Annotated in this window: 16 protein-coding genes; 1 reads left to right on the forward strand and 15 read right to left on the reverse strand. The window is 65.8% G+C overall.

Going from position 1 to position 21,102, the window contains the following annotated elements; translation table 11 throughout:
* The 6 genes from rpfC to LN450_RS22630 all read right to left on the reverse strand — a co-directional run bounded on the left by rpfC (window position 1) and on the right by LN450_RS22630 (window position 8,075).
* Window positions 1-2,181, reverse strand: coding sequence for a sensor histidine kinase RpfC (rpfC, locus tag LN450_RS22605; RefSeq protein WP_011347214.1), 2,181 nt, complete (start codon window positions 2,179-2,181; stop codon window positions 1-3).
* A 7-nt stretch (window positions 2,182-2,188) separates the two neighbouring features.
* Window positions 2,189-2,818, reverse strand: coding sequence for a hypothetical protein (locus LN450_RS22610; protein ID WP_011347213.1), 630 nt, complete (start codon window positions 2,816-2,818; stop codon window positions 2,189-2,191).
* Window position 2,819: 1 nt separating this feature from the next.
* Window positions 2,820-3,956 (reverse strand): cyclic di-GMP phosphodiesterase response regulator RpfG, encoded by a 1,137-nt coding sequence (gene rpfG, locus LN450_RS22615; protein WP_007963604.1) that lies wholly within the window; start codon window positions 3,954-3,956, stop codon window positions 2,820-2,822.
* A gap of 140 nt (window positions 3,957-4,096) precedes the next feature.
* Window positions 4,097-5,614, reverse strand: a complete 1,518-nt coding sequence (gene lysS / locus LN450_RS22620; RefSeq protein ID WP_011347212.1) for a lysine--tRNA ligase — start codon at window positions 5,612-5,614, stop codon at window positions 4,097-4,099.
* 203 nt (window positions 5,615-5,817) lie between these two features.
* Window positions 5,818-6,942 (reverse strand): peptide chain release factor 2, encoded by a 1,125-nt coding sequence (prfB, locus tag LN450_RS22625; protein ID WP_011347211.1) that lies wholly within the window; start codon window positions 6,940-6,942, stop codon window positions 5,818-5,820.
* A gap of 248 nt (window positions 6,943-7,190) precedes the next feature.
* Entirely contained in the window at window positions 7,191-8,075 is an 885-nt protein-coding gene (locus LN450_RS22630) for a LytTR family DNA-binding domain-containing protein (protein ID WP_011347210.1), read from the reverse strand.
* Between the two features lie 159 nt (window positions 8,076-8,234).
* Here LN450_RS22630 and LN450_RS22635 point away from each other — a divergent pair, with 159 nt between their 5' ends.
* Complete coding sequence (locus LN450_RS22635) at window positions 8,235-9,449, forward strand: acyltransferase family protein (protein WP_041855045.1); 1,215 nt, start codon at window positions 8,235-8,237, stop codon at window positions 9,447-9,449.
* Between the two features lie 73 nt (window positions 9,450-9,522).
* Here the strand turns inward: LN450_RS22635 and recJ are convergent, their stop codons facing one another.
* From recJ to LN450_RS22680, 9 genes are all read right to left on the reverse strand, one after another.
* Window positions 9,523-11,262, reverse strand: coding sequence for a single-stranded-DNA-specific exonuclease RecJ (gene recJ / locus LN450_RS22640; RefSeq protein WP_011347208.1), 1,740 nt, complete (start codon window positions 11,260-11,262; stop codon window positions 9,523-9,525).
* Window positions 11,259-12,179 carry a phosphoglycerate mutase gene (locus LN450_RS22645; protein WP_039417619.1) on the reverse strand — a complete coding sequence of 307 codons (921 nt, stop codon included), beginning with the start codon at window positions 12,177-12,179 and terminating at the stop codon, window positions 11,259-11,261. Before LN450_RS22645 ends, recJ begins: the two co-directional genes overlap by 4 nt.
* Window positions 12,180-12,195: 16 nt before the next feature.
* A complete protein-coding gene (gene greA / locus LN450_RS22650; protein ID WP_003486289.1) occupies window positions 12,196-12,660 on the reverse strand; it encodes a transcription elongation factor GreA in 465 nt (154 codons plus the stop codon).
* A gap of 8 nt (window positions 12,661-12,668) precedes the next feature.
* The gene (carB, locus tag LN450_RS22655) at window positions 12,669-15,911 is read right to left on the reverse strand and encodes a carbamoyl-phosphate synthase large subunit (RefSeq protein WP_011347206.1); all 3,243 of its coding nucleotides are present in this window, start codon (window positions 15,909-15,911) and stop codon (window positions 12,669-12,671) included.
* 8 nt (window positions 15,912-15,919) lie between these two features.
* The gene (locus tag LN450_RS22660) at window positions 15,920-16,363 is read right to left on the reverse strand and encodes a hypothetical protein (RefSeq protein WP_008571477.1); all 444 of its coding nucleotides are present in this window, start codon (window positions 16,361-16,363) and stop codon (window positions 15,920-15,922) included.
* Window positions 16,363-17,487, reverse strand: coding sequence for a glutamine-hydrolyzing carbamoyl-phosphate synthase small subunit (gene carA, locus LN450_RS22665; protein WP_011347205.1), 1,125 nt, complete (start codon window positions 17,485-17,487; stop codon window positions 16,363-16,365). The genes LN450_RS22660 and carA overlap by 1 nt, the downstream gene beginning before the upstream one ends.
* A 240-nt stretch (window positions 17,488-17,727) precedes the next feature.
* Window positions 17,728-18,444, reverse strand: a complete 717-nt coding sequence (dapB, locus tag LN450_RS22670; RefSeq protein ID WP_011347204.1) for a 4-hydroxy-tetrahydrodipicolinate reductase — start codon at window positions 18,442-18,444, stop codon at window positions 17,728-17,730.
* 671 nt (window positions 18,445-19,115) lie between these two features.
* Window positions 19,116-19,835 carry an MOSC domain-containing protein gene (locus LN450_RS22675; RefSeq protein ID WP_033478477.1) on the reverse strand — a complete coding sequence of 240 codons (720 nt, stop codon included), beginning with the start codon at window positions 19,833-19,835 and terminating at the stop codon, window positions 19,116-19,118.
* A complete protein-coding gene (locus tag LN450_RS22680; RefSeq protein WP_029819289.1) occupies window positions 19,832-21,034 on the reverse strand; it encodes an aminotransferase-like domain-containing protein in 1,203 nt (400 codons plus the stop codon). Before LN450_RS22680 ends, LN450_RS22675 begins: the two co-directional genes overlap by 4 nt.
* Between the last annotated feature and the right edge of the window lie 68 nt (window positions 21,035-21,102).

Raw genomic sequence — 21,102 nt, forward strand, 5'->3', positions numbered from 1 at the left:
CTATTCACTACTCCGGGGGGAGCGCTCGTCGTCGTTGGCGCTTTGTACGCGCGCGGCGAGTGCATCCTTTCCGGTCTGCAATTGGTCGCGCAACGCCGACAGCCGCTGTCGCCATTCGGCCTGCAGCTGCCAATCGGCCATGCGCATCAGCTCACCGCCACTGCCGGCCAGTTGGGCCAGCCCCAGATTGCTGGCAACGCCGCGCAATGCGTGGGCGCTTTCGCGCAATTGCTCCCAATCCGAGCGCGTGCCATCGCGCTCGATCGCGCCCACGCAGTTGTGCGCATCATCCAGACACTGCCGGACGAACTGACGTTCGAATTCTTCGCCCATGCCCAACGCCGCCAGTTCGTCCAGCACGCTGGCATCGAGCACGCCTTCGAAACTGGTCGATGCCTGCACCACCGTCGCCGGCGTCGCCAGCGCACGGGTGCTGACGGCGAGTTCGGCCAGCGTATCGAGCAGCTTGGCAGCCACCACGGGCTTGGCCAGGAACGCGCGTGCGCCAGCTTGTTCGCAGGCGCGGATCGCTTCTGGCGTGACGTCGGCACTGAGCACCACCACCGGGGTGTAGCGCATGCCGCTGGCCTGCATCACGCGCAACTGCTTGAGCATGTCCAGGCCGCTCATGCCCGGCATATGCAGATCCACGATCACCGCATCGAAATCCTCCTCGGCCATCGCGTCCAGCACCTGCTCGGCGCCGTTGACGCACGCCACCTTATGCCCTGCCTTCTCCAGCAATCGCTGCAACACCATGCGATTGGCTTCATGGTCGTCGGCCACCAGCATGCGCATGCTGCGCACGCGCGCGCGGTGACGCAGGAACGGGTTGGAAAAGGCGATGACGTTGGAGGCTTCCAGCTCGTCGGGAGTCTCCAGCAGCGCCCCGACTGGCGAGCGAGCCGGCGCCGCCGTCTCCAATACGCCGATCTCCAGCGGTAGCTCGAACCAGAACACGCTGCCGCCGGATGGATTGGGCGCAAAGCCAATCGCGCCGCCCATGGCCTCGACCAGGCCCTTGGCGATCGTGGTCCCCAGGCCGGTGCCTTCATAGCGGCGCGACAAACCCACGTCCGCTTGCTCGAACGCCTCGAACAGGCGCGGACGCATGTCCATCGGCACGCCGATGCCGCTGTCTTCGACATCGAAACGCAGCCGCATCGTGTCGGCACCATTGCCGGAAACCCGCGCAACCCGCAGCAGCACATGCCCGTGCTCGGTGAACTTGACCGCATTACCCAACAGGTTGAGCAACACCTGGCGCAGATGGCCGGTGTCGCCCTTGAGCAGGTCCGGTACGTCGGTGGCCACCTCGGTAGCGTAATCCAGTCCGCGTGTCTTGGCCTGCGGCTGCAGGATCATGTTGACCGAGCCGATCATCTCGCGCAGCGAGAAATCGCGGCGATCGATGCGGATCTTGCCCGCCTCGATCGCAGAAATATCGAGCACTTCTTCCACCAGCGACAGCAGGCTGCGCGCCGAGGCCTGGATGGTATTCAGGCATTCCTTCTGCTCTGCATCCAAACGCGTGGTGGCCAGCACTTCGGTCATACCCGACAACCCATTCAACGGGGTGCGGAATTCGTGACTCATATTGGCCAGGAAACGGCTCTTGGCCTGGTTGGCATGCCGCGCCTCGCGTACCGCGCGCGTCATCGCACGCAACAACGAGTCGAAGTACAGCGGCACGGCGATCAAGCCCAGCAACAATCCCCAGCTCAGATAGGGATTGGCCTTCCAGTAAGGCGAAATCAGGATCGCGCTGAGAAAACTCAGGCTGGCCATCGCCGTGGCGGCACGCAGATAGGGACTGCCGTAGCGCAAGCCATTGCCGATGGTCACCCACATGCAGACCGCATACAGCGGCGAAGCCGGTTCGCCCTGGATTGCCATGATTGCGCCGGTGCAGGTGTAGTCGAGCACCATGCCGATCAGGCGCCGCGTGTGCGACACGTGCGGCCGCAGCAGGATCGCCACCATCAGCCCCAGCGACACCACCAGCTCGCCGACCAGGATCAACCAGGTGGCCATCAGCGTATCGCCATGGGTGTGGTGGTAGCGCCACCCCAGGTAAGAAATGAACAGCGTGGTGATGATGATGCGGATCAGGTTCTGCGCGTGTTCCGAATCCGCCCGCCCCGAAAGACGCCGCTTCAACCATGGCAATGGAGACTTCATAGACGCCTCAGACCTGCGGTCGCTTCGATGGGGATGAAAGTGGGCCGCGCGGTCCTGCAGCATCGGCGCCATGGGCATACGCGGCGATACGCGCAGCGGCATCGGCACTGTCCTGCATCAGCCGCAACAACGACAGAGGAATGACCACCAGCGCCGCCAACAGGGCGATCCCGAGCTCGATCCGCTGTTGCCAATACGGGCTATTGGCAAGCGTCGCCCCGAAACTAAGCATAGCCATGGCCACCGCCGAGTGCAGTGCATGCCTGCCAAAGCGCAGGCCATTGCCGATCGTGACCCACATCACCACCACGTACAGGCAGGCCATCGGAGCGGCGAACCAGGTCATCGCCAGACTGAGCAGGCCATAGTCCGCCAGCATGCCGAGCGTCCGGCGCAGGTGCGAGGGCCGCGGCTTCGCAACGATCCACGCAAATAGCAGCAATGCCCCACCGTGCCCGATCGCGACCAGGCACAGCAATCGCTGCAGATGGTCATCGCTCAGTTGCCAATGCGGGGCGCAGACCAGCGTGTAGGCCAGGATCAGCCAGAGCATCACGATGCGCACCAACGCCTGACCGTGCTCGCTGTCGGGGCGCCGTGCGAGTCGCCGACGCAGCTGGGCAAGCGCCGCCCTCACCTCACACCCCGGGTCGCGCCGATGCGGTGGAGAACTCGCCACAGATCTGCTCCAACTGCGCGCGGCCGCGCAACAAGGCATCCACGCAGCGCGGGTCGAATAGGCGGCCACGTTGGGCATACAGATAGGCCAGCGCGGCGTCCATGGTCCAGGCCTCCTTGTACGGGCGCGGCGACAGCAAGGCGTCGAACACATCCGCCACTGCAACGATGCGCGCTTCCAGCGGAATCGCCTCACCGACCAGGCCATCCGGATAACCGGTGCCGTCATAACGTTCGTGATGACGCAGCGCAATCAACGCGCCGACCTGGATGAAACGGTTCTGGCTGCCGCTGAGCAGCTCGTAGCCGATGCGCGGATGGCGCCGCATCACGCTCATTTCGTCATCGGTAAGCTTGCCGGGCTTGAGCAGCACCGAATCGGGAATGGCGATCTTTCCCATGTCGTGCAGCGGTGCGGCCATCTCGATGATGCGCACCTCCTCTTCCGACAGCCCCAGTTGCTCGGCGATCAGGCCGGCCACGTGCGACATGCGCTCCAGGAACGCGCTGGTGCCCGAATCGCGATACTCGATCGCGCGCGCAAGCCGCGACAGGGTTTCGCGCTCGCGCTCTTCGACCTCGTTCATGCTGGCCAGCAGGCGCTGCTCCAGCGACAACGCGCGTTGCTTGACGCTTTCGCTCTGCTGGCGCAGCTGCAGCAGGTTGGAGCAGCGCGCCCGCAACTCGCGCGGACGGATCGGCTTGACCAGGAAGTCGATCACGCCCGCTTCCAGCGCCGCCTGACGAATCGGCTCGTCGCCCACGATGGTGATCAGGATGATCGGAATATCACGATGGCTGGGCAGCCGGCGCAGCCGACGCGCGAATTCCAGACCGTCCATGCCCGGCATGCGGTAGTCCAGCAGCAACAGGTCCACGCGCCCGGCTTCGCACCAGGCCAGGGCGTCGAGCGGATCGCCGAAGTCGTAGACCTTGAGCTCCGGCGCAATGTCCTCGATGACATGGCGCAGCATCGTTCGCGCGGACATCTGGTCATCGACAATGACGATGTTCAATCCCAGATCCGCCTTTTCCGCCCAGCTTCCCCATGTATCCGTCGACAATGCGCCGCCCGGACCCCCTAAAACATCCTGCATAGCCGTTGCTCCTCTATCTCGAGAACGGAAAAGCGATGACGCCGGCCCCTGTGCCGACTCCCCCGAACGATACGCTGTTCGAGGCTCCGCCCTAGCATATGCAGTATCTGTGCCGTCGGCACACCGCCGGCACAAAAAAATCAGGCTTCCGGACGCATATACGGGAACAGCAGGACATCGCGGATCGAGGTGCTGCCGGTCAGCAGCATCACCAGACGGTCGATCCCGATGCCCAGGCCGCCGGTCGGCGCCATGCCGTACTCCAACGCACGGATGTAATCGGCATCGAAATGCATCGCTTCGTCGTCGCCACCGTCCTTGGCCTGCACCTGCGCCTGGAAACGTGCGGCCTGGTCTTCGGGGTCATTGAGCTCGGAGAAGCCGTTGGCCAGCTCCTTGCCGTTGATGAACAGCTCGAAGCGGTCGGTGTACCCCGGCTCGGTGTCGCTGGAACGCGCCAGCGGCGACACTTCGACCGGGTGGTCGGTGATGAAGGTCGGCTGCACCAGGGTGTGCTCGACGGTGGCCTCGAAAATCTCCAGCAGCAGCTTGCCCCAGTCATAGGACGGCTTGACCCGGATCTTGAGACGCTCGCAATGGCGCAGCAGCGCCTCGCGATCGGTGCAGTCTGCCGCGCTGATCTCCGGATTGTGGTGGCGAACGGCCTCATCCATGCGCCAGCGCCGGAAAGCCGGCGCCAGATCGATATCGGCGCCATCCCAGCTCACCTGGGTGGTCCCCAGCACCGTCTGTGCGGTGTCGCGGATCACCTGCTCGGTCAGATCCATGATCTGGTGGTACGTGGCATAGGCCTCGTAGAGCTCGAGCATGGTGAACTCGGGGTTGTGCCGGGTCGACACGCCTTCGTTGCGGAAGTTGCGGTTGATCTCGTAGACGCGCTCCAGCCCACCGACCACCAGACGCTTGAGATACAGCTCGGGGGCAACGCGCAGGTACAGATCCAGGTCCAGCGCATTGTGGTGGGTGGTGAACGGCTTGGCCGTGGCGCCGCCGGGGATGTAATGCATCATCGGCGTTTCCACTTCCAGGAAGCGGCGCGCGTCCAGCCAGGCGCGCATGGCGCGGATGATCTTGGAGCGCTTGATGAAGACCTCGCGCGCTTCGGGCGTCACGATCAGGTCGACATACCGCTGGCGGTAACGCTGCTCCACGTCCGACAGGCCATGCCACTTGTCCGGCAACGGGCGCAGCGACTTGGTCAGCAGGCGCAGCGCGCCGGCCTTGACCGACAGTTCGCCGGTCTTGGTGCGGGTGAGCCCGCCCTCCACCGCCACGATGTCGCCCACATCCCAGCCCTTGAACGCGGTATAGGCATCGCCGAGCACATTGCCCTGCAGGAACAGCTGCACGCGCCCGGATTCGTCCTGGATCTGCGCAAAGCTGGCCTTGCCCATCACCCGCTTGGCCATCAGGCGGCCGGCCATCCTGACCGTGCGCCCGCTGGCTTCCAGCGCTTCAGGGGTCCAGGTGTCGGCGTCGGCGAATTCTGCCTGCAGGTCGCCGGCAAAGTGTTCGCGCACGAAGTCGTTCGGGTAGGCGATGCCCTGCCCGCGCAACGCGCCCAGTTTCGCGCGACGCTCGGCGATGAGGCTGTTCTCGTCGGCGGGGATCTGCGGCGCGGGGGTCTGCTCGGTCATGGCGGGGATCGGTCTGCTTGGGTCGGGCGGGTGCCCGGGGGAATGAGGAACCGGCGGTGCCGGCACGCTTATTTACAACGATGACGTGACGAAGGCACGCGGTCACCGGGTTACCCGAAAGCCGCATCGCATTGGCAACGCTGCGTCACAGGCACTGCAGCGATGCGCCAGGATGCCGTCGCAACGGCGACCTGGCGCGGCGGTCAGGCGTCCAGGCGTTTGGACCCTGCTGCCAGACCGGCCTTCAGGCTGGCCTCGACGAATTCGTCCAGGTCGCCGTCGAGCACCTTCTGCGTATCGCTGCGTTCGATGCCGGTGCGCAGGTCCTTGATGCGGCTCTGGTCGAGCACGTAATTGCGGATCTGGCTGCCCCAGCCGATGTCGGACTTGGTCGCTTCCAAGGCGTCCTTCTCGGCGTTGCGCTTCTGCACTTCCAGTTCGTACAACTTGGCGGCCAGCATCTTCATCGCGTTGTCGCGATTCTGGTGCTGGCTGCGACCGGTCTGGCAAGCGACCACGGTATTGGTCGGGATGTGCGTGATACGCACCGCCGATTCGGTCTTGTTGACGTGCTGACCACCGGCACCGGAGGAGCGATACACGTCGGTACGCAGGTCGGCCGGGTTGATGTCGATCTCGATGTTGTCGTCCACTTCCGGCGACACGAACACCGAGGTGAAGCTGGTGTGCCGGCGGTTGTCCGAGTCGAACGGCGACTTGCGCACCAGCCGGTGCACGCCGATCTCGGTCTTTAACCAGCCATAGGCGTATTCGCCCTCGATGCGCACGGTGGCCGACTTGATGCCCGCCACTTCGCCACCGGAGACTTCCATCAGCTCGGTTTTCCAGCCGCGCGATTCGGCCCAGCGCAGATACATGCGCAGCAGGATTTCGGCCCAGTCCTGCGCCTCGGTGCCGCCGGCGCCAGCCTGGATGTCGACGAACGCGTTGGCGCTGTCCATCTGGCCGGAGAACATGCGCTGGAATTCCAGCTTTTCGACATGCGCCTGGTAGTTGTCCAGATCGGCGATCACCGCCAACGCAGTGTCTTCGTCCTGTTCGCTCTCGGCCAGCTCCAGCAGGTCGCCCGCATCGGCCAGGCCCGACAGCACATCGGCAATGCCGATCACGGTCTTTTCCAGCATCGACCGCTCGCGGCCCAGGGCCTGCGCGCGTTCGGCGTCGTTCCACACATCCGGGCTTTCGAGCTCCCGGCTGACTTCCTCTAGACGCTCTTTCTTGGCGTCGTAGTCAAAGATACCCCTGAGCGAGAGCACGCGATCGTTGAGATCGGTGATGCGCTGGCGGATCGGATTGGTTTCGATCATGACGGACTTCCGGCAAAACAAGCAGGCTAGTTTAGCAAGCGGGCGGCGACAGCGGAACGCGGTGGAACCGTGGCCGCGCGCACTGCAATACCCGCCACACCCCAGGCGCCTGGCTGCCACGCGCGACCGCAGGTTCCGCCGATGGCCACCGTCGCGCGTCGGTGTCGCAGCAGCTGCGACCTGGCGGCGCCTGGGCCAGGGACGAAGTTGGGACCAGACGCTGGTCACCCCCGAACACGCAGCAGGGGTTAGGCCACCAGTGCGTCAGGTCTCGGAGCAGCAGCGCCCTGCCCGGCATGGGTCCGCAGAGCTGCCAGGTGGCTGCGACTGCACGGCAGCACGCTGGCATCGCGCAGATGGACGCGCGCGTCGCCGGAATCGGACGGCTCGATCGCCTGCACCTGCCCCAGATTGACCAGATAGCTGCGGTGGATGCGCACGAACACGGCCGGGTCCAGCTTCGCCTCGATTGCCGCCATGGTGCTGCGCAACGGGTAATCGTGACCGCGCACATGCAGGTTGACGTAGTTGCCCGAGGCCTGGATCCACTCGATATCGGCGGTCGCGACCAGGAAATCGCGTCCCAGCTTGCGCACCAGAAAACGCTCCGGGCGATCCAGCGGCTCCACTGGCGGGCCTTCGTCAGGTGCGGCGAGCAGGTGCGCCTCGCCCTGACGGCGCCGTGCGTACCAGGCCAGTGTGTGCTGCACCGCCACCAGCAGCGCAAAGGTGCGCAGGTCCTTGGACAGCTCGTAGACCCACTGCAGCCAGCCGCCGAAATCGTAGTGTGCGCCGGCCAGGGCATAGACCAGCATGCGCAGCACCACCATGCCGGCGACATGCAGCAGCCACCAGCCCAATGCAGCCATCACATACGCCGGCAACAGCAGTAGCGCTGCGGTGGCGCTGCTCAGCTCCCAGCTCAGCACCTGCCACACCACGATGGGCTGGCCATCGCGGCGCGCAGCAAGCCAGGCGGTCCAGACGTTGCCCAGCGCGCTCAGATAAAACACCAGCGACCAGATCACCACCGCCCAGCGTGTGGCAGCGCGGCTGGCGCTGTCGTGGAGGATTGGCGGGCGCGTCCCGGTCGATTGCATTGCACACGTCCGCTGTTGGCAGCTGCCGATCATAGAGGCCTGCGCGGCAAGGCGAAACCGCCATCCCTGCCATCCCGATTCGTCCCCGGGTGGGCACGACTGGTCACTGCGGGCCGGGCTTTCCACCCCTGACACCACTGCTGGAGCGGGGCCGCGGGCAGGATGCGTCCACTTCTTCACCAGCTACCGACCATGACCGAGCGCCGCCACGATATCGACGCCTTGCGCGTTTTCGCCTTCGCCCTGCTGATCCTCTACCACGTGGGCATGGCCTATGTGTCCGACTGGGGGTTCCACCTCAAGAGCGTGCACACGGCCGAGTGGCTGCAGTGGCCGATGATCGTGCTCAACCGGTGGCGCATGCCGTTGTTGTTCATGATCTCCGGCATTGCGATCGGGTTGTCGCAGCCGCAAGCCGCGCCGTGGCGCTTCGCGTTGCGTCGTTGCGGGCGGTTGCTGCCGCCCTTGCTGTTCGGCATGTTCGTGGTGGTGGCGGTGCAGGCCTACTGCCAGGGCGTGAGCAACGGCAAGGTCGCCACCGGCTTCGGCAGCTTCCTGCTGCGCTACTGGCAGGTGCGCCCCTGGCCGGCCGGCAGTTTCGATGGCTGGGAACACGGCATTACCTGGAATCACCTGTGGTACCTGGCCTACCTGCTGCCCTACACGGTGGCCCTGATGGCGCTGGTGTCGCTGGCCAGGCTGGTGCGGCTGCCGGCCTTACCGCCGCTTCCCGCCGCAGTGGTGGTGCCCGCCCTGCTGGTGTTGCCGATCCTGTGGGAAGCGTTCTGCGTGATGTGGGTGATGCCGCGCCATCCGCCGACCCATGCGTTGGTGGGCGACTGGTTCGTGCATGCCGAATCGTTCCCGCTGTTCCTCTTGGGCTATCTGTTGGCACGCAGCGAACGCTTCTGGCAGCTGGCCGTGCAACTGCGCTGGCTCACCCTGGTCACTGCGGTGCTGGCCATTACCACAGAGTTGGGCATTCGTTATCTGGGCATGCACGTGCAGCCCGCGCAGCTGCCGCCGGCATTGGCCGCGCTGCCATGGGAAGGCCTGGAACACGCCGCACGCGCGGCCTATACCTGGCTGGCGCTGCTGACCCTGCTGGGCTGGGCCAAGCAGCGTTTGAACCGGCCGTTCCGCTGGCTGCCTTATTGCACCGAAGCGGTGTTTCCCTGGTACATCCTGCATCAGAGCCTGATCATCGTGGCGCTGTACTGGTTAATGCCGTTGCAGTTGAACGCCTGGCTGGAACCGGCGCTGGTGATCGCCGCCACGGTGATCGGCTGTCTGGCGCTGCATGAGTACGTGATCCGGCGGGTGCGTTGGTTGCGGCCGTTGTTCGGCTTGCGTGGGCGCACGCAGGCTGCGCCGCGCCAGCTCGGTGTTACGGCAGTCGCGTCGTAACACTCTCGCCAATCGCACGTTCGAGACGACGCCAAGCGACTGTCACAAACCTGGGCGGCGATCAGATCGCAGATCAGCCAGTGACGGTCACCGGCTCGCAATGCTCCACGATCAACTGCACCGCCGTGCCGCCGCGGTAGTCGTCGGCGACCAACCGATACGCCAGCCGCACCAAGCGCGCGGGGTCGCTGCCGCGCCAGCCGTTGAAGTGGATGGCATTGAGCGGCTCGGCGCGTCCTGGGCACCGCAGGGTCAACTTGAGGTGGCGGTCCTTGAGTACGCGGTGCTGCAGCACCTCGAACTGACCATCGAACAGCGGTTCTGGAAAGCCCTGCCCCCACGGACCGGCCACGCGCAGCGCTTCGGCATGCAGGTGATCGAGTTCGTGCGCGGCCAGTTCGCCGTCGCTGTGCAATTGGGCATGCAGCAGCGAGGCATCCACCATCGCCGTCACCTGCGCCAGGAAGGCCTGCTCGAACGTGGCCAATGCCGCATGGTCGATACTCAACCCGGCCGCCATCGCATGGCCACCGAACTTCTGGATCAGCCCGGGATGCCGCGCGTCCACCGCCGCCAGCACATCGCGGATATGCAGGCCGGGAATCGAACGCGCCGAGCCACGCAACTGGCTGCTGCCCGGCTCGGCCGGTGCCAGGGCGATCACCGGGCGGTGCAGGCGGTCCTTGAGTTTGGAGGCCACCAGACCGATCACGCCCGGGTGCCATTCGGCATCGAACAGGCATGCGGCGATCGGCAATGCACCATCGCCATCCAGCACCACCTTGGTGACGGCGTGCTCGGCATCGTCGGTCATCAACTGCTGCACCGCGCGGCGCTCGGCGTTGATCTCTTCCAGCGTGCCGGCGATCTCGCGGGCCTGGCTCCAGTCTTCACTGAGCAACAGTTCGATGCCCAGCGCCATGTCCTCGAGCCGACCGGCGGCATTGAGGCGCGGCCCGAGCGCAAACCCGATATCGCTGGCGCTCAGCCGCGCCACATCGCGGCCGCTGGCATCGATCAAGGCCCGCAACCCGATGCAGCCCTTGCCCTCACGCAGGCGACGCAATCCGGCCGACACCAGCGCACGGTTATTGGTGTCCAGCGGTACCAGATCGGCAACGGTACCGACTGCGACCAGATCCAGCAGCACCGACAAATCCGGCTCGGCGCGCCCGGCGAAGGCGCCGCGTTTGCGCAACACGCTGCGCAATGCGAGCAACACATAGAAGATCACCCCGACCCCGGCCAGGGTCTTGCTGGGAAAGGTGTCTTCGGCCAGGTTCGGGTCGACGATCGCATCGGCCGGCGGCAGCATCTCGCCCGGCAGGTGGTGGTCGGTGACCAGCACCGTCCAGCCGCGCGCCTTGGCTGCGGCCACGCCGGCGTGACAGGCGATGCCGTGATCGACGGTGACCAGCACATCCGGCTGCAACGCCGCCAGTTCGTCGACCAACGCAGGCGACAGGCCATAGCCGTGCACCATGCGATTGGGCACGGCGTGGTGCACATCCAGCGCACCGAGCATGCGCAGGCCGCGCACACCGACGGCGCAGGCGGTGGCGCCATCGCAGTCGAAATCGCCCACCACCAGAATGCGCCGTTGCTGCGCGATCGCATCGGCCAGTAGCTCGGCGGCCACGCCGCTGTTGTGCAGCAATTCCGGCGACAACAACTGGCCCAGTCGCGGCTGCGCGCCTTGCGCATCGGTGACGCCACGCGCTGCATAGATGCGACGCAGCAGCGGCAACATGGTATCGGGCCAGCTGCCGGCCTGCCCGGAGGGGCGCCGGACGATCCGCGGAGGCGACGTCATTGCGCCAGCTGCACCCGCGGCTTGCGCCAGAAACGCCAGCGCTGCGCATGCGTGAGCGCTACGCTTTCGCCGTCCTGGAAGTCCAGCACCAGCCGATCCAGTTCGCCGCGCGCCATCGCCGCCAGCAGCGGCGCCACCGCATCGTCGCTGAACTGCTGCAGCGAACGCAGATGACGCAGATCCACCAGCGCATCGACGCGTTGTTCGCCCTGCGCATCGGCACCTGCCGCCAGCGCCAGCGCGCGCAGCAGCGATTCGCGACTGCGCACCTGGCGATGCGGCGAACTCACCGCGTGCGGCAGGACGCCGCCACCCCAGAACCACAGCGAATTGATGGCCGGCTTGCCGCTGGCGACGCGACCTTCATTCCAGGGATGTTGATGCAGCAGCACCTGCGCTTCGGTCAGCAAGGCCCGCCAGCGGCGCCCGCTGTCGCCGGCCGGCAGGTGCTCGAACAAGTCGTCGCCAATGGCGACATCGGGCGGTGCGAAGTCCGGCAACTTCGCATCCGGCGACAGGCGCAGATACCAACGCGAGGGCGTGGGCGCATCCAGCAGAAAGCCAGCATCGCCGAACATCGGCTTGAGGATGGGCAAGAGCACCGCCAGATCGTCGGCGGTGGGGCCGAGCGCCTCGCCGTAGCCCATCAGCCGCGCACCCTGCATGTCCGGCACCACATAGGCCGGATCCGCGCGCACCCAGGTGGCGCCGGCGGCATCGCCGGCATCCAGCTGGCGCGTCAACGCGGCCACTGGCCAGTGCGCCGGGGTCAGGCTGAAATGGCGCTGCAATTGCGCCACTTCGCCAGCATCGGCGCTGTGTCCGTCGGCGCACGCAAGCGCACGCGCCACTGCCGTGTCGCCCAGGGTTCCGGGCAGGCGGCGTTTTTCCGGCAGCAGCAGGGTGGCGGTGGTCATCGCGCAGTGATGCCGGTCAGTCCAGGTAGGCGACGCTGACGACTTCGTACTCGCGCTGGCCGGCCGGCGCATCGATGGTGACCGAATCGCCTTCCAGCTTGCCGATCAGCGCGCGCGCCAGCGGCGAGGAGATCGCGATCAGGCCCATCTTGATGTCCGCCTCCAGATCACCAACGATCTGGTAGCGCTTCTCTTCGTCGGTTTCGGTATCGGCCAGCGTCACCGTGGCGCCAAACACGATCTTGGTGCCGGCCGACAACTTGGTGATGTCGATGATTTCGGCATGCGAAAGCTCGCTTTCCAGCTGCTTGATGCGGCCTTCGATGAAGCTCTGCTGCTCGCGCGCAGCGTGGTATTCGGCATTTTCCTTCAGGTCGCCGTGCGCACGCGCTTCGGCGATCGCATTGATCACCTCTGGGCGCTTGACCGACTTCAAATGCTCCAGCTCTTCGCGCAGGCGCTGCGCGCCCTTCGATGTCATGGGTGCTCTCATGCTTCCAGCTCCTTGTGCAGTTCCTGCAGCGACCACACGGGGCCGGTGCCGCGGAATTCCAGCGATTGCACCAGCGCCTTGGCGCCGGCGACAGTGGTCGAATAGGTCACGCGATGCTGCAGCGCTTCGCGGCGGATCGAGAACGAATCCGAAATGGCAGCGCGACCTTCGGTGGTGTTGACGATGTAGACGATCTCGCCGTTCTTGATCGAATCGACGATGTGCGGGCGGCCTTCGGCCACCTTGTTGACGATTTCGCAGCTCAGCCCGTTCTGCTGCAGCCACGCACCGGTACCGCGCGTGGCCACCAGCGTGAAGCCACGCTCCACCAGCGCCTGCGCCACCGGCAGCACGCGCTGCTTGTCCGGGTCGCGCACCGAGACGAAGGCCTTGCCGACCGGCGGCGCCTTGATGCCACCGGCTTCCTGCGCGCGTGCGAACGCGGCGCTGAAGCTGCGGCCCACGCCCATCACCTCGCCGGTGGAACGCATCTCCGGCCCGAGGATCGGGTCCACACCCTGGAACTTGGCGAACGGGAAGATCGCTTCCTTCACCGAGTAATAGTCCGGCACGATTTCCTTGGTGGCGCCCTGCTCGGCCAGCGTCTTGCCGGCCATGCAACGTGCAGCGATCTTGGCCAGCGGCATGCCGATCGCCTTGGACACGAACGGCACCGTGCGCGAGGCACGCGGGTTCACTTCCAGCAGGTACACGATGTCGTCGCCCGCTTCGTTGACCTGCACCGCGAACTGGGTGTTCATCAGGCCGACCACGTTCAAGCCTTCGGCCAGCATCACCACCTGGCGACGCAGCTCGGCCTGGGTCTGCGGCGAGAGCGAATATGGCGGCAGCGAGCACGACGAATCGCCCGAATGCACGCCGGCCTCCTCGATGTGTTCCATCACCCCGCCGATCAGCACGTTGCCGTCCTTGTCGGCAATGATGTCCACGTCCACTTCCACCGCATTGTCCAGGAAGCGGTCCAGCAGCACCGGCGAATCGTTGGAGACCTTGACCGCATCGCGCACGTAGCGCGCCAGGTCGGACTCGCCGTAGACGATTTCCATCGCACGGCCGCCCAGCACGTAGCTCGGGCGCACCACCAGCGGGTAGCCGATTTCGCGTGCCAGCACCAAGGCTTCTTCGGCATTGCGGGCGATGCGGTTCGGCGGCTGCTTCAGGCCGAGCTTGTCGACCAACTGCTGGAAACGCTCGCGGTCTTCGGCCAGGTCGATCGAGTCCGGCGAAGTGCCGATCACCGGCACGCCGTTGGCTTCCAGCGCACGCGCCAGCTTCAGCGGAGTCTGGCCGCCGTACTGCACGATCACGCCCTTGGGTTTTTCCAGCTCGACGATTTCCAGCACGTCTTCCAGCGTCAGCGGCTCGAAGTAAAGGCGGTCGGAGGTGCCGTAATCGGTGGAGACGGTTTCCGGATTGCAGTTGACCATGATGGTTTCGAAACCATCATCGCGCAGCGCCAGTGCCGCGTGCACGCAGCAGTAGTCGAACTCGATGCCCTGGCCGATGCGGTTGGGGCCACCGCCCAGGATCATGATCTTGTCGCGATCGGTCGGCAGCGCCTCGCATTCGTCCTCGTAGGTCGAGTACAGATAGGCCGTGCTGGTGGCGAATTCGGCAGCGCATGAGTCCACGCGCTTGTAGACCGGGCGCACCTTCAGCGCGCGGCGCAAAGTGCGCACCGATTCTTCGTTGCTGCCGATCAGCTGCGCCATGCGCGCATCGGAGAACCCGGCACGCTTGAGCATGCGCAGGCGCGGTGCATCCAGCGCCGCCATGCCGTCGTCGGCCAGCTGCTGTTCGTGGCTGATGATTTCTTCGATCTGGTCCAGGAACCAGGGGTCGATGAATGACAGCGCATACACATCGGCCACCGTCATGCCGGCACGGAACGCATCGGCCACGTAGAACAAACGCTCCGGGCCCGGTGCCTTGAGCTCGCGCTTGAGCGTGGCGATGCCGTCTTCGCTGCTCAGGTCCAGGCCGGTCGGATCCAGGCCGATCTTGCCTGTTTCCAGGCCACGCAGCGCTTTCTGCAACGATTCCTGGAAGGTGCGGCCCATCGCCATCACCTCGCCCACCGATTTCATCTGCGTGGTCAGGCGCGCATCGGCCTGCGGGAATTTTTCGAACGCAAAGCGCGGAATCTTGGTGACCACGTAGTCGATCGACGGCTCGAACGAGGCCGGGGTCAGACCGCCGGTGATCTCGTTCTTCAATTCGTCCAGCGTGTAGCCCACGGCCAGCTTGGCGGCGACCTTGGCGATCGGGAAGCCGGTGGCCTTGGAGGCCAGCGCCGAGGAACGCGACACGCGCGGGTTCATTTCGATGACGACCACGCGGCCGGTGGTCGGGCTGATGCCGAACTGCACGTTCGAGCCGCCGGTATCCACGCCGATCTTGCGCAGCACCGCGATCGAGGCATCGCGCAGGCGCTGGTATTCCTTGTCGGTGAGCGTCTGCGCCGGCGCCACGGTGATCGAGTCGCCGGTGTGCACGCCCATCGGGTCGAGGTTTTCGATGGCGCACACGATGATGCAGTTGTCGGCGGTGTCGCGCACCACTTCCATCTCGAATTCTTTCCAACCCAGCACCGATTCTTCCACCAGCACTTCGGTCGTCGGCGACAGTTCCAGGCCGCGGCCAACGATCTCGATCAGCTCTTCGCGGTTGTAGGCGATGCCGCCGCCGCTACCGCCCAGGGTGAAGCTGGGGCGGATGATGGTCGGGTAACCGACGCGGGTCTGGATCTCCAGCGCTTCTTCCAGCGTGTGGGCAACCGCCGCCGTCGGGCAATCCAGCCCGATCTCGCCCATCGCCACGCGGAACAGCTCGCGGTCTTCGGCCATGCGGATCGCTTCGCGCTTGGCACCGATCAGCTCGACGTTGTACTTCTCCAGCACGCCGTGGTCGGCCAGGTCCAGCGCGCAGTTCAGCGCGGTCTGCCCGCCCATGGTCGGCAGCAGGGCATCGGGCTTTTCCTTGGCGATGATCTTTTCGACCGTCTGCCAGTTGATCGGCTCGATGTACACGGCGTCTGCCATGTTCGGGTCGGTCATGATGGTGGCCGGATTGCTGTTGACCAGCACCACGCGGTAACCCTCGTCGCGCAGCGCCTTGCACGCCTGCGCGCCGGAGTAGTCGAACTCGCAGGCCTGGCCGATGACGATCGGGCCGGCGCCGATGATGAGGATGGTTTTAAGGTCGGTGCGCTTTGGCATGGGGGTCCTCAGTAAAGTCGGTCCTGCCACGCCGTAGCGGCGAGCCAGGTAATTTGGTCGGGCGATCGGGCATCGATCGCGCCATGGTCGACCGCGGCGCGAACCTCTCGCTGCATCGCGGCCCAGCTGGGAGCGGCGGCGCCGATGCGCGCGCCAATCCCGTTGTTATGCGCATCCATCGCGCGGCTCGGCGTGCCAACGCCACCGCGTTCCATCACGGCAGTCACCCAATCCACGCAACGCGGGGACAAGCTGTAGGCGACGATGGCGCTCGCAAGGCTGTGTCGGTAGGCATCGGCCGGGCCGTTGCGCCCGCCGGGGAGGCCCGAACCCAGCCACTGCGAATACACCGCAATCAACACGAAGGCCGGATACGCGGACAGCGCCAGCATCGCCAACGCAAACACCCGCCAATGGCGTGTGCGCGGCAGCGAGGCCAGCCCCGTTTTCATCAGGCGCGTGCCGCCATCAGATCCACGAACCGATCGAACAACGGCCCCACATCGCGCGGTCCCGGCGAGGCTTCCGGGTGGCCCTGGAACGAGAACGCCGGTGCGTCGGTGAGCGCGATGCCCTGGTTGGTGCCGTCGAACAACGACCGATGGGTCACCCGCACATTGGCCGGCAAGGTGCTTTCATCCACCGCAAAACCGTGGTTCTGCGAGGTGATCATCACCCGGCCGCCGTCCAGATCCTGCACCGGGTGGTTGGCGCCGTGATGGCCGGTGGTCATCTTCAGCGTCTTGGCGCCGGCGGCCAGCGCCAGCAACTGATGGCCCAGGCAGATGCCGAAGGTCGGCACCTTCTTCGCCACCAGTTCCTTGATCGCGGCGATGGCGTAGTCGCACGGCTCCGGGTCGCCCGGGCCATTGGACAGGAACACGCCATCGGGTTGCAGCGCCAGTACCTCGGCCACCGGCGTGCGCGCCGGCACCACCGTGACGTCGCAGCCGCGCTCGGCCAGCATGCGCAGGATGTTGAGCTTCACGCCATAGTCGTAGGTCACGACCTTGTACTTGGCCGGCACGCTGACGAAGGCGTTGGCATCCAGATCCAGCTGGCCCTCGGTCCACAGGTAGGTCTTCTCGGTCGAGACCACCTTGGCCAGATCCATGCCTTTCAGGCCGGGGAACTTGCGCGCGGCTTCCAGTGCTTTTTCGACGTCGATCTCGCCGGCCATCAGCGCACCGTTCTGGGCGCCCTTTTGCCGCAGCAGGCGGGTCAGCTTGCGGGTGTCGATGCCGGAGATGGCGACTACACCGCGGGCCTGCAGCCATTCCGGCAAGGCCACCTGGCTGCGCCAGTTGCTGGGGCGGCGCGGCACATCGCGCACGATCAGGCCGGCGGCCCAGATCTTGCGGGCTTCGTCGTCCTGATCGGTGAAGCCCGTGTTGCCGATATGCGGATAGGTCAGCGTGACCATCTGGCGGGCGTAGGAGGGATCGGTCAGGACTTCCTGGTAGCCGGTCATGGCGGTGTTGAACACCACTTCACCGACGGAAAGCCCGTTGGCGCCTACGGATTCGCCCTCGAACACGGTGCCGTCTTCGAGGACAAGGATTGCGGGTTGGGTCACGTGGGGGTCTCGCTCTGGCTGCCTGGGACTCCGATGCGCTCCCGGTCAAATTCCGGTTGCAGCAAAGCGCGGACGCGGTGCTGGGGACCGGTCCGACGCTGGTTCGGGCAAGCGAGAATTGTAAAGGCAACTGCCCCGCCATGCCAGTCTGAAGAGCACCGGATGCAGTCGCGGCAGCAATGCCGAGGCATGAATAGGCCGCGGCGTGCGGCTACCGTTCATGCATGGCTGCAGGCGTGCTCACAGCACCAGATCGCGCACGCGGTAGCTGCCTGCCGGCTTGCCGATCAGCAGCTTGGCCGCATGCAAGGCACCGCGCGCGAAGATGTCGCGGTTGGTTGCGCGATGTACCAGCTCGACCCGCTCGCCCAGCCCGGTGAACTGCACGGTGTGTTCGCCGACGATGTCGCCGGCACGCAAGCTGACATAGCGCGGCTGCGCGCCGCTGCCGGTCGCCGCTTCGCCCAGCGTCAACGCGGTGCCGGAGGGCGCGTCCTGCTTGTGCACGTGATGCGCTTCGAGGATGTCGCAGTCCCAACCCGGCAAGGTGCCGGCCGCGCGCTCCACCAGCTCTGTCAGCACCGCAACGCCGAGACTGAAGTTGGAGGCCCACACCAGCGCGATCTGCTGGGCGGCATCGCGCAAGGCCGCACGCTGCGCCTCGTCGAGCCCGGTAGTACCGGACACCAACGGCTTGCCACGCTGTGCGCACAACGCCAGGATCGGTGCGAAGCCCTGCGGCAGACTGAAATCGATGGCCACATCGAACGCAGGCGCGCCGCCGAGTTCGCTGGCAGCGAAGAACGGCACCCCATCGACCACGCGCTGGGAGGGCGAGCGGCCCACCACGGCGCCAACCACCTGCAAGGTCTGGTCTTCGGCGGCCAATCGCAGCAACGCCTTGCCCATCCGCCCGGAGGCGCCGTGGATCAGAACTTTCACAGCAGAGGTTGTCATGGCGGCGGCTGGCTTGGCGATGTGGGTGGTACACGATAGCCGGGATTGGGGATTTACGATTAGCGAGTCGTCACCGCGGCGCCGCATTGCGCACGATGCGGCATTGCGTGGTGAGGCGACCGGTCGCCTTCGGGGTGGGCGACGAGGCCTGGCGAACGGCTCCTGGATGGGTGCTGAGAAGTAGAGAACCGCGGGAATGCAACTGGACTTTGCCCACTCCGCACCCGGCATGCACCCAACCATGTAATCGGTGATGTCGGCCGCTCTACGCGTGGCTATCGCAACGTAGCGCGCCATCGTCACCCAGGCCTGGAATGCGCGGCGCAAGCGCATAACGGTGCTGTACTAGCCAAGGACGCAGCGACCACATCCGCCTGACACTGCGCAGCAGCTTTGTCAGCCGCGCTTAGAGCGTTTTATGCGCCTTACGGTGAGCGCGAAGCGTCCTGTGGCGCGTTAAGAAGGCGTGCGCCTTACCAAGGCTGGCCTCCTGGGCAAGGCGCGCAACGCGGCATCGGCGCGTCACAGGGCGCTTCCCGGAGGGTTGGCCGCCAGCGGCACGGAGCGCGCGCCGCGCGGCTTGCGTTGGCGCCAGCCAAGCCGGCGCCGCTCCGCATTTGCTCCGTGCCGCTGGCGGCCGACGCACCCCATCCCAACGTGCATAACGCGCTCTAATCGCCGACACCTTCCAGCCGCTTGCTCCAGCTTTCCACTTCGCTACGCTGCAGGCGGCGTTCGAAAAGCGTGCGCCAGGACGGCACGAGCGGCAGCTGCAATACCGCGGTGACAGCTGCAACATCGACCTGACGGGCGTAGAGCACCTGCTGAAGACGCGACAGCGGCCAATCCGGATGCGGCCGCGCCTGCAGGGTCAGCAGGTCGCCGGCCGCGACGCTGCCCGGCTGCAGCACGCGGTAATACCAGCCGGTTCGGCCGGTCTCCTGTACACGGCGCGCCAGCTCGCGCACACCAAAACGGTCCGACAGCTTCCAGCACGGCTGTCGCAACTGCGACACCTCCACCACCGCCGTGCCCAAGGTGAAGCGATCGCCAAGACAGACATCGGCTTCGGTCACGCCCACACTGCTGAGGTTTTCGCCGAAGGCACCTGCCGCCTCCAGCAGCACGTGCGGACCAAGTTCGTCGCGCCAGGCGGCGTAGTGATCGCGCGGGTAATGATGGATGGCCTTGTCCGGCCCGCCATGCACGCGCCGGTCGCCCTGCTCGTCGCCCTCCAGGCCTTCGAGGCCGACCTGCACCGCTCCCTGCAGCGGACGTTTGTCGATCGCACTGCGGCTGCCAGGTCGAGTGAAGTCGCGCGCGCTGCCGATGGCGACGTGGTCGATCCTGATCGCGATCGGCGCACCCTGCTCTGCCGTCGCCATCGTCACGCACCCAGCCCTGGCAATTCGGCCAGCGCCTCGCGCAGCAACTCGCCCAGCACCTGGATGCCGGCATCGATCTTCTCGCCGGGCACGGTGACGAACGACAGACGCAGCGTATTGGTCTGCGGCAAGGTGGCGAAGAACGGCGCGCCGGGTACGAACGCGACATTGCGTGCGATGGCCCGCGCCAGCAACGCGGTCCCATCCAACCCCGGCGGCAAGGTCACCCACAAGAACATGCCGCCTTCCGGGCGATTCCATTGCACCTGCGACGGGAAGTGCCGGTCCAGTGCCTCAAGCATCAGGCTGCACTGGCGCGCGTACAGCGCACGGATCTGCGGAATATGGGTCTGGAGAAAATCGTCCTGCAGTGTCTGGTACACCACGCGCTGGGTAAACGATGGGGTATGCAGATCGGCCGCCTGCTTGGCCTGGATCAGCTTGCCCAACACCGCTTCGGGCGCCACCACGTAGCCCAGCCGCAGGCCGGGCGCGAGCACCTTGGAAAAGGAGCCCATGTAGATGACGCCTTCGGGGTTCATCGACAACAGACTCGGCAACGGCTGCCCGCTGTAGTACAGCTCGCCGTACGGGTCGTCTTCGACAATCGGCACGCCTGTCTCGGCAGCACGCGCCACCAAGGCCTGGCGACGCGCCAGCGGCAAGCGCCGGCCGGTGGGATTCTGAAAATTCGGCAGGCAGTACAGAAAGCGCGCATCGGCCAGCAGCGCCGGATCCAGCGCATCCACCACCACACCGTCCTCGTCCGAGGGCATGCCAACGAAGGCGGGCTGGAACAACGAAAACGCCTGCAGCGCGCCCAGGTAGCTCGGCGTTTCCACCAACACCTTGCTGCCTTCGTCGATGAAGACCTTGCCGAGCAGGTCCAGGCCTTGTTGCGAGCCGGTGGTGATCAGCACCTGGCTGGGCCGGATGCTGGCGCCATCGCGACTCAGCCGCGCGGCCACCCATTCGCGCAGCGGCGCATAACCTTCGGTTGGGCCGTATTGCAAGGCCGCCTGCGGGGCGTCGCGCAGCACCTGGTCGCTGGCAGCGCGCATGCGCTCCACCGGAAAGGTGGCCGGCGACGGCAGGCCGCCAGCGAAGGAAATGACCTCCGGCCGTTCGGTCACCTTGAGGATTTCGCGAATCGCCGAACTGGTCAGCGCCTGCGCACGTCGGGAGATCTGGAAGGAAGTCGTCATGGCGCAAGCATAGCGAACGCCAGTGGTTGCGGCGCTGTGCAGTGCAGCGACGGAGCGCTGGCCGCTCG

It is taken from the genome of Xanthomonas euvesicatoria pv. euvesicatoria (assembly GCF_020880415.1).
In the GTDB taxonomy this organism is placed as follows: Bacteria; Pseudomonadota; Gammaproteobacteria; order Xanthomonadales; family Xanthomonadaceae; genus Xanthomonas; species Xanthomonas euvesicatoria.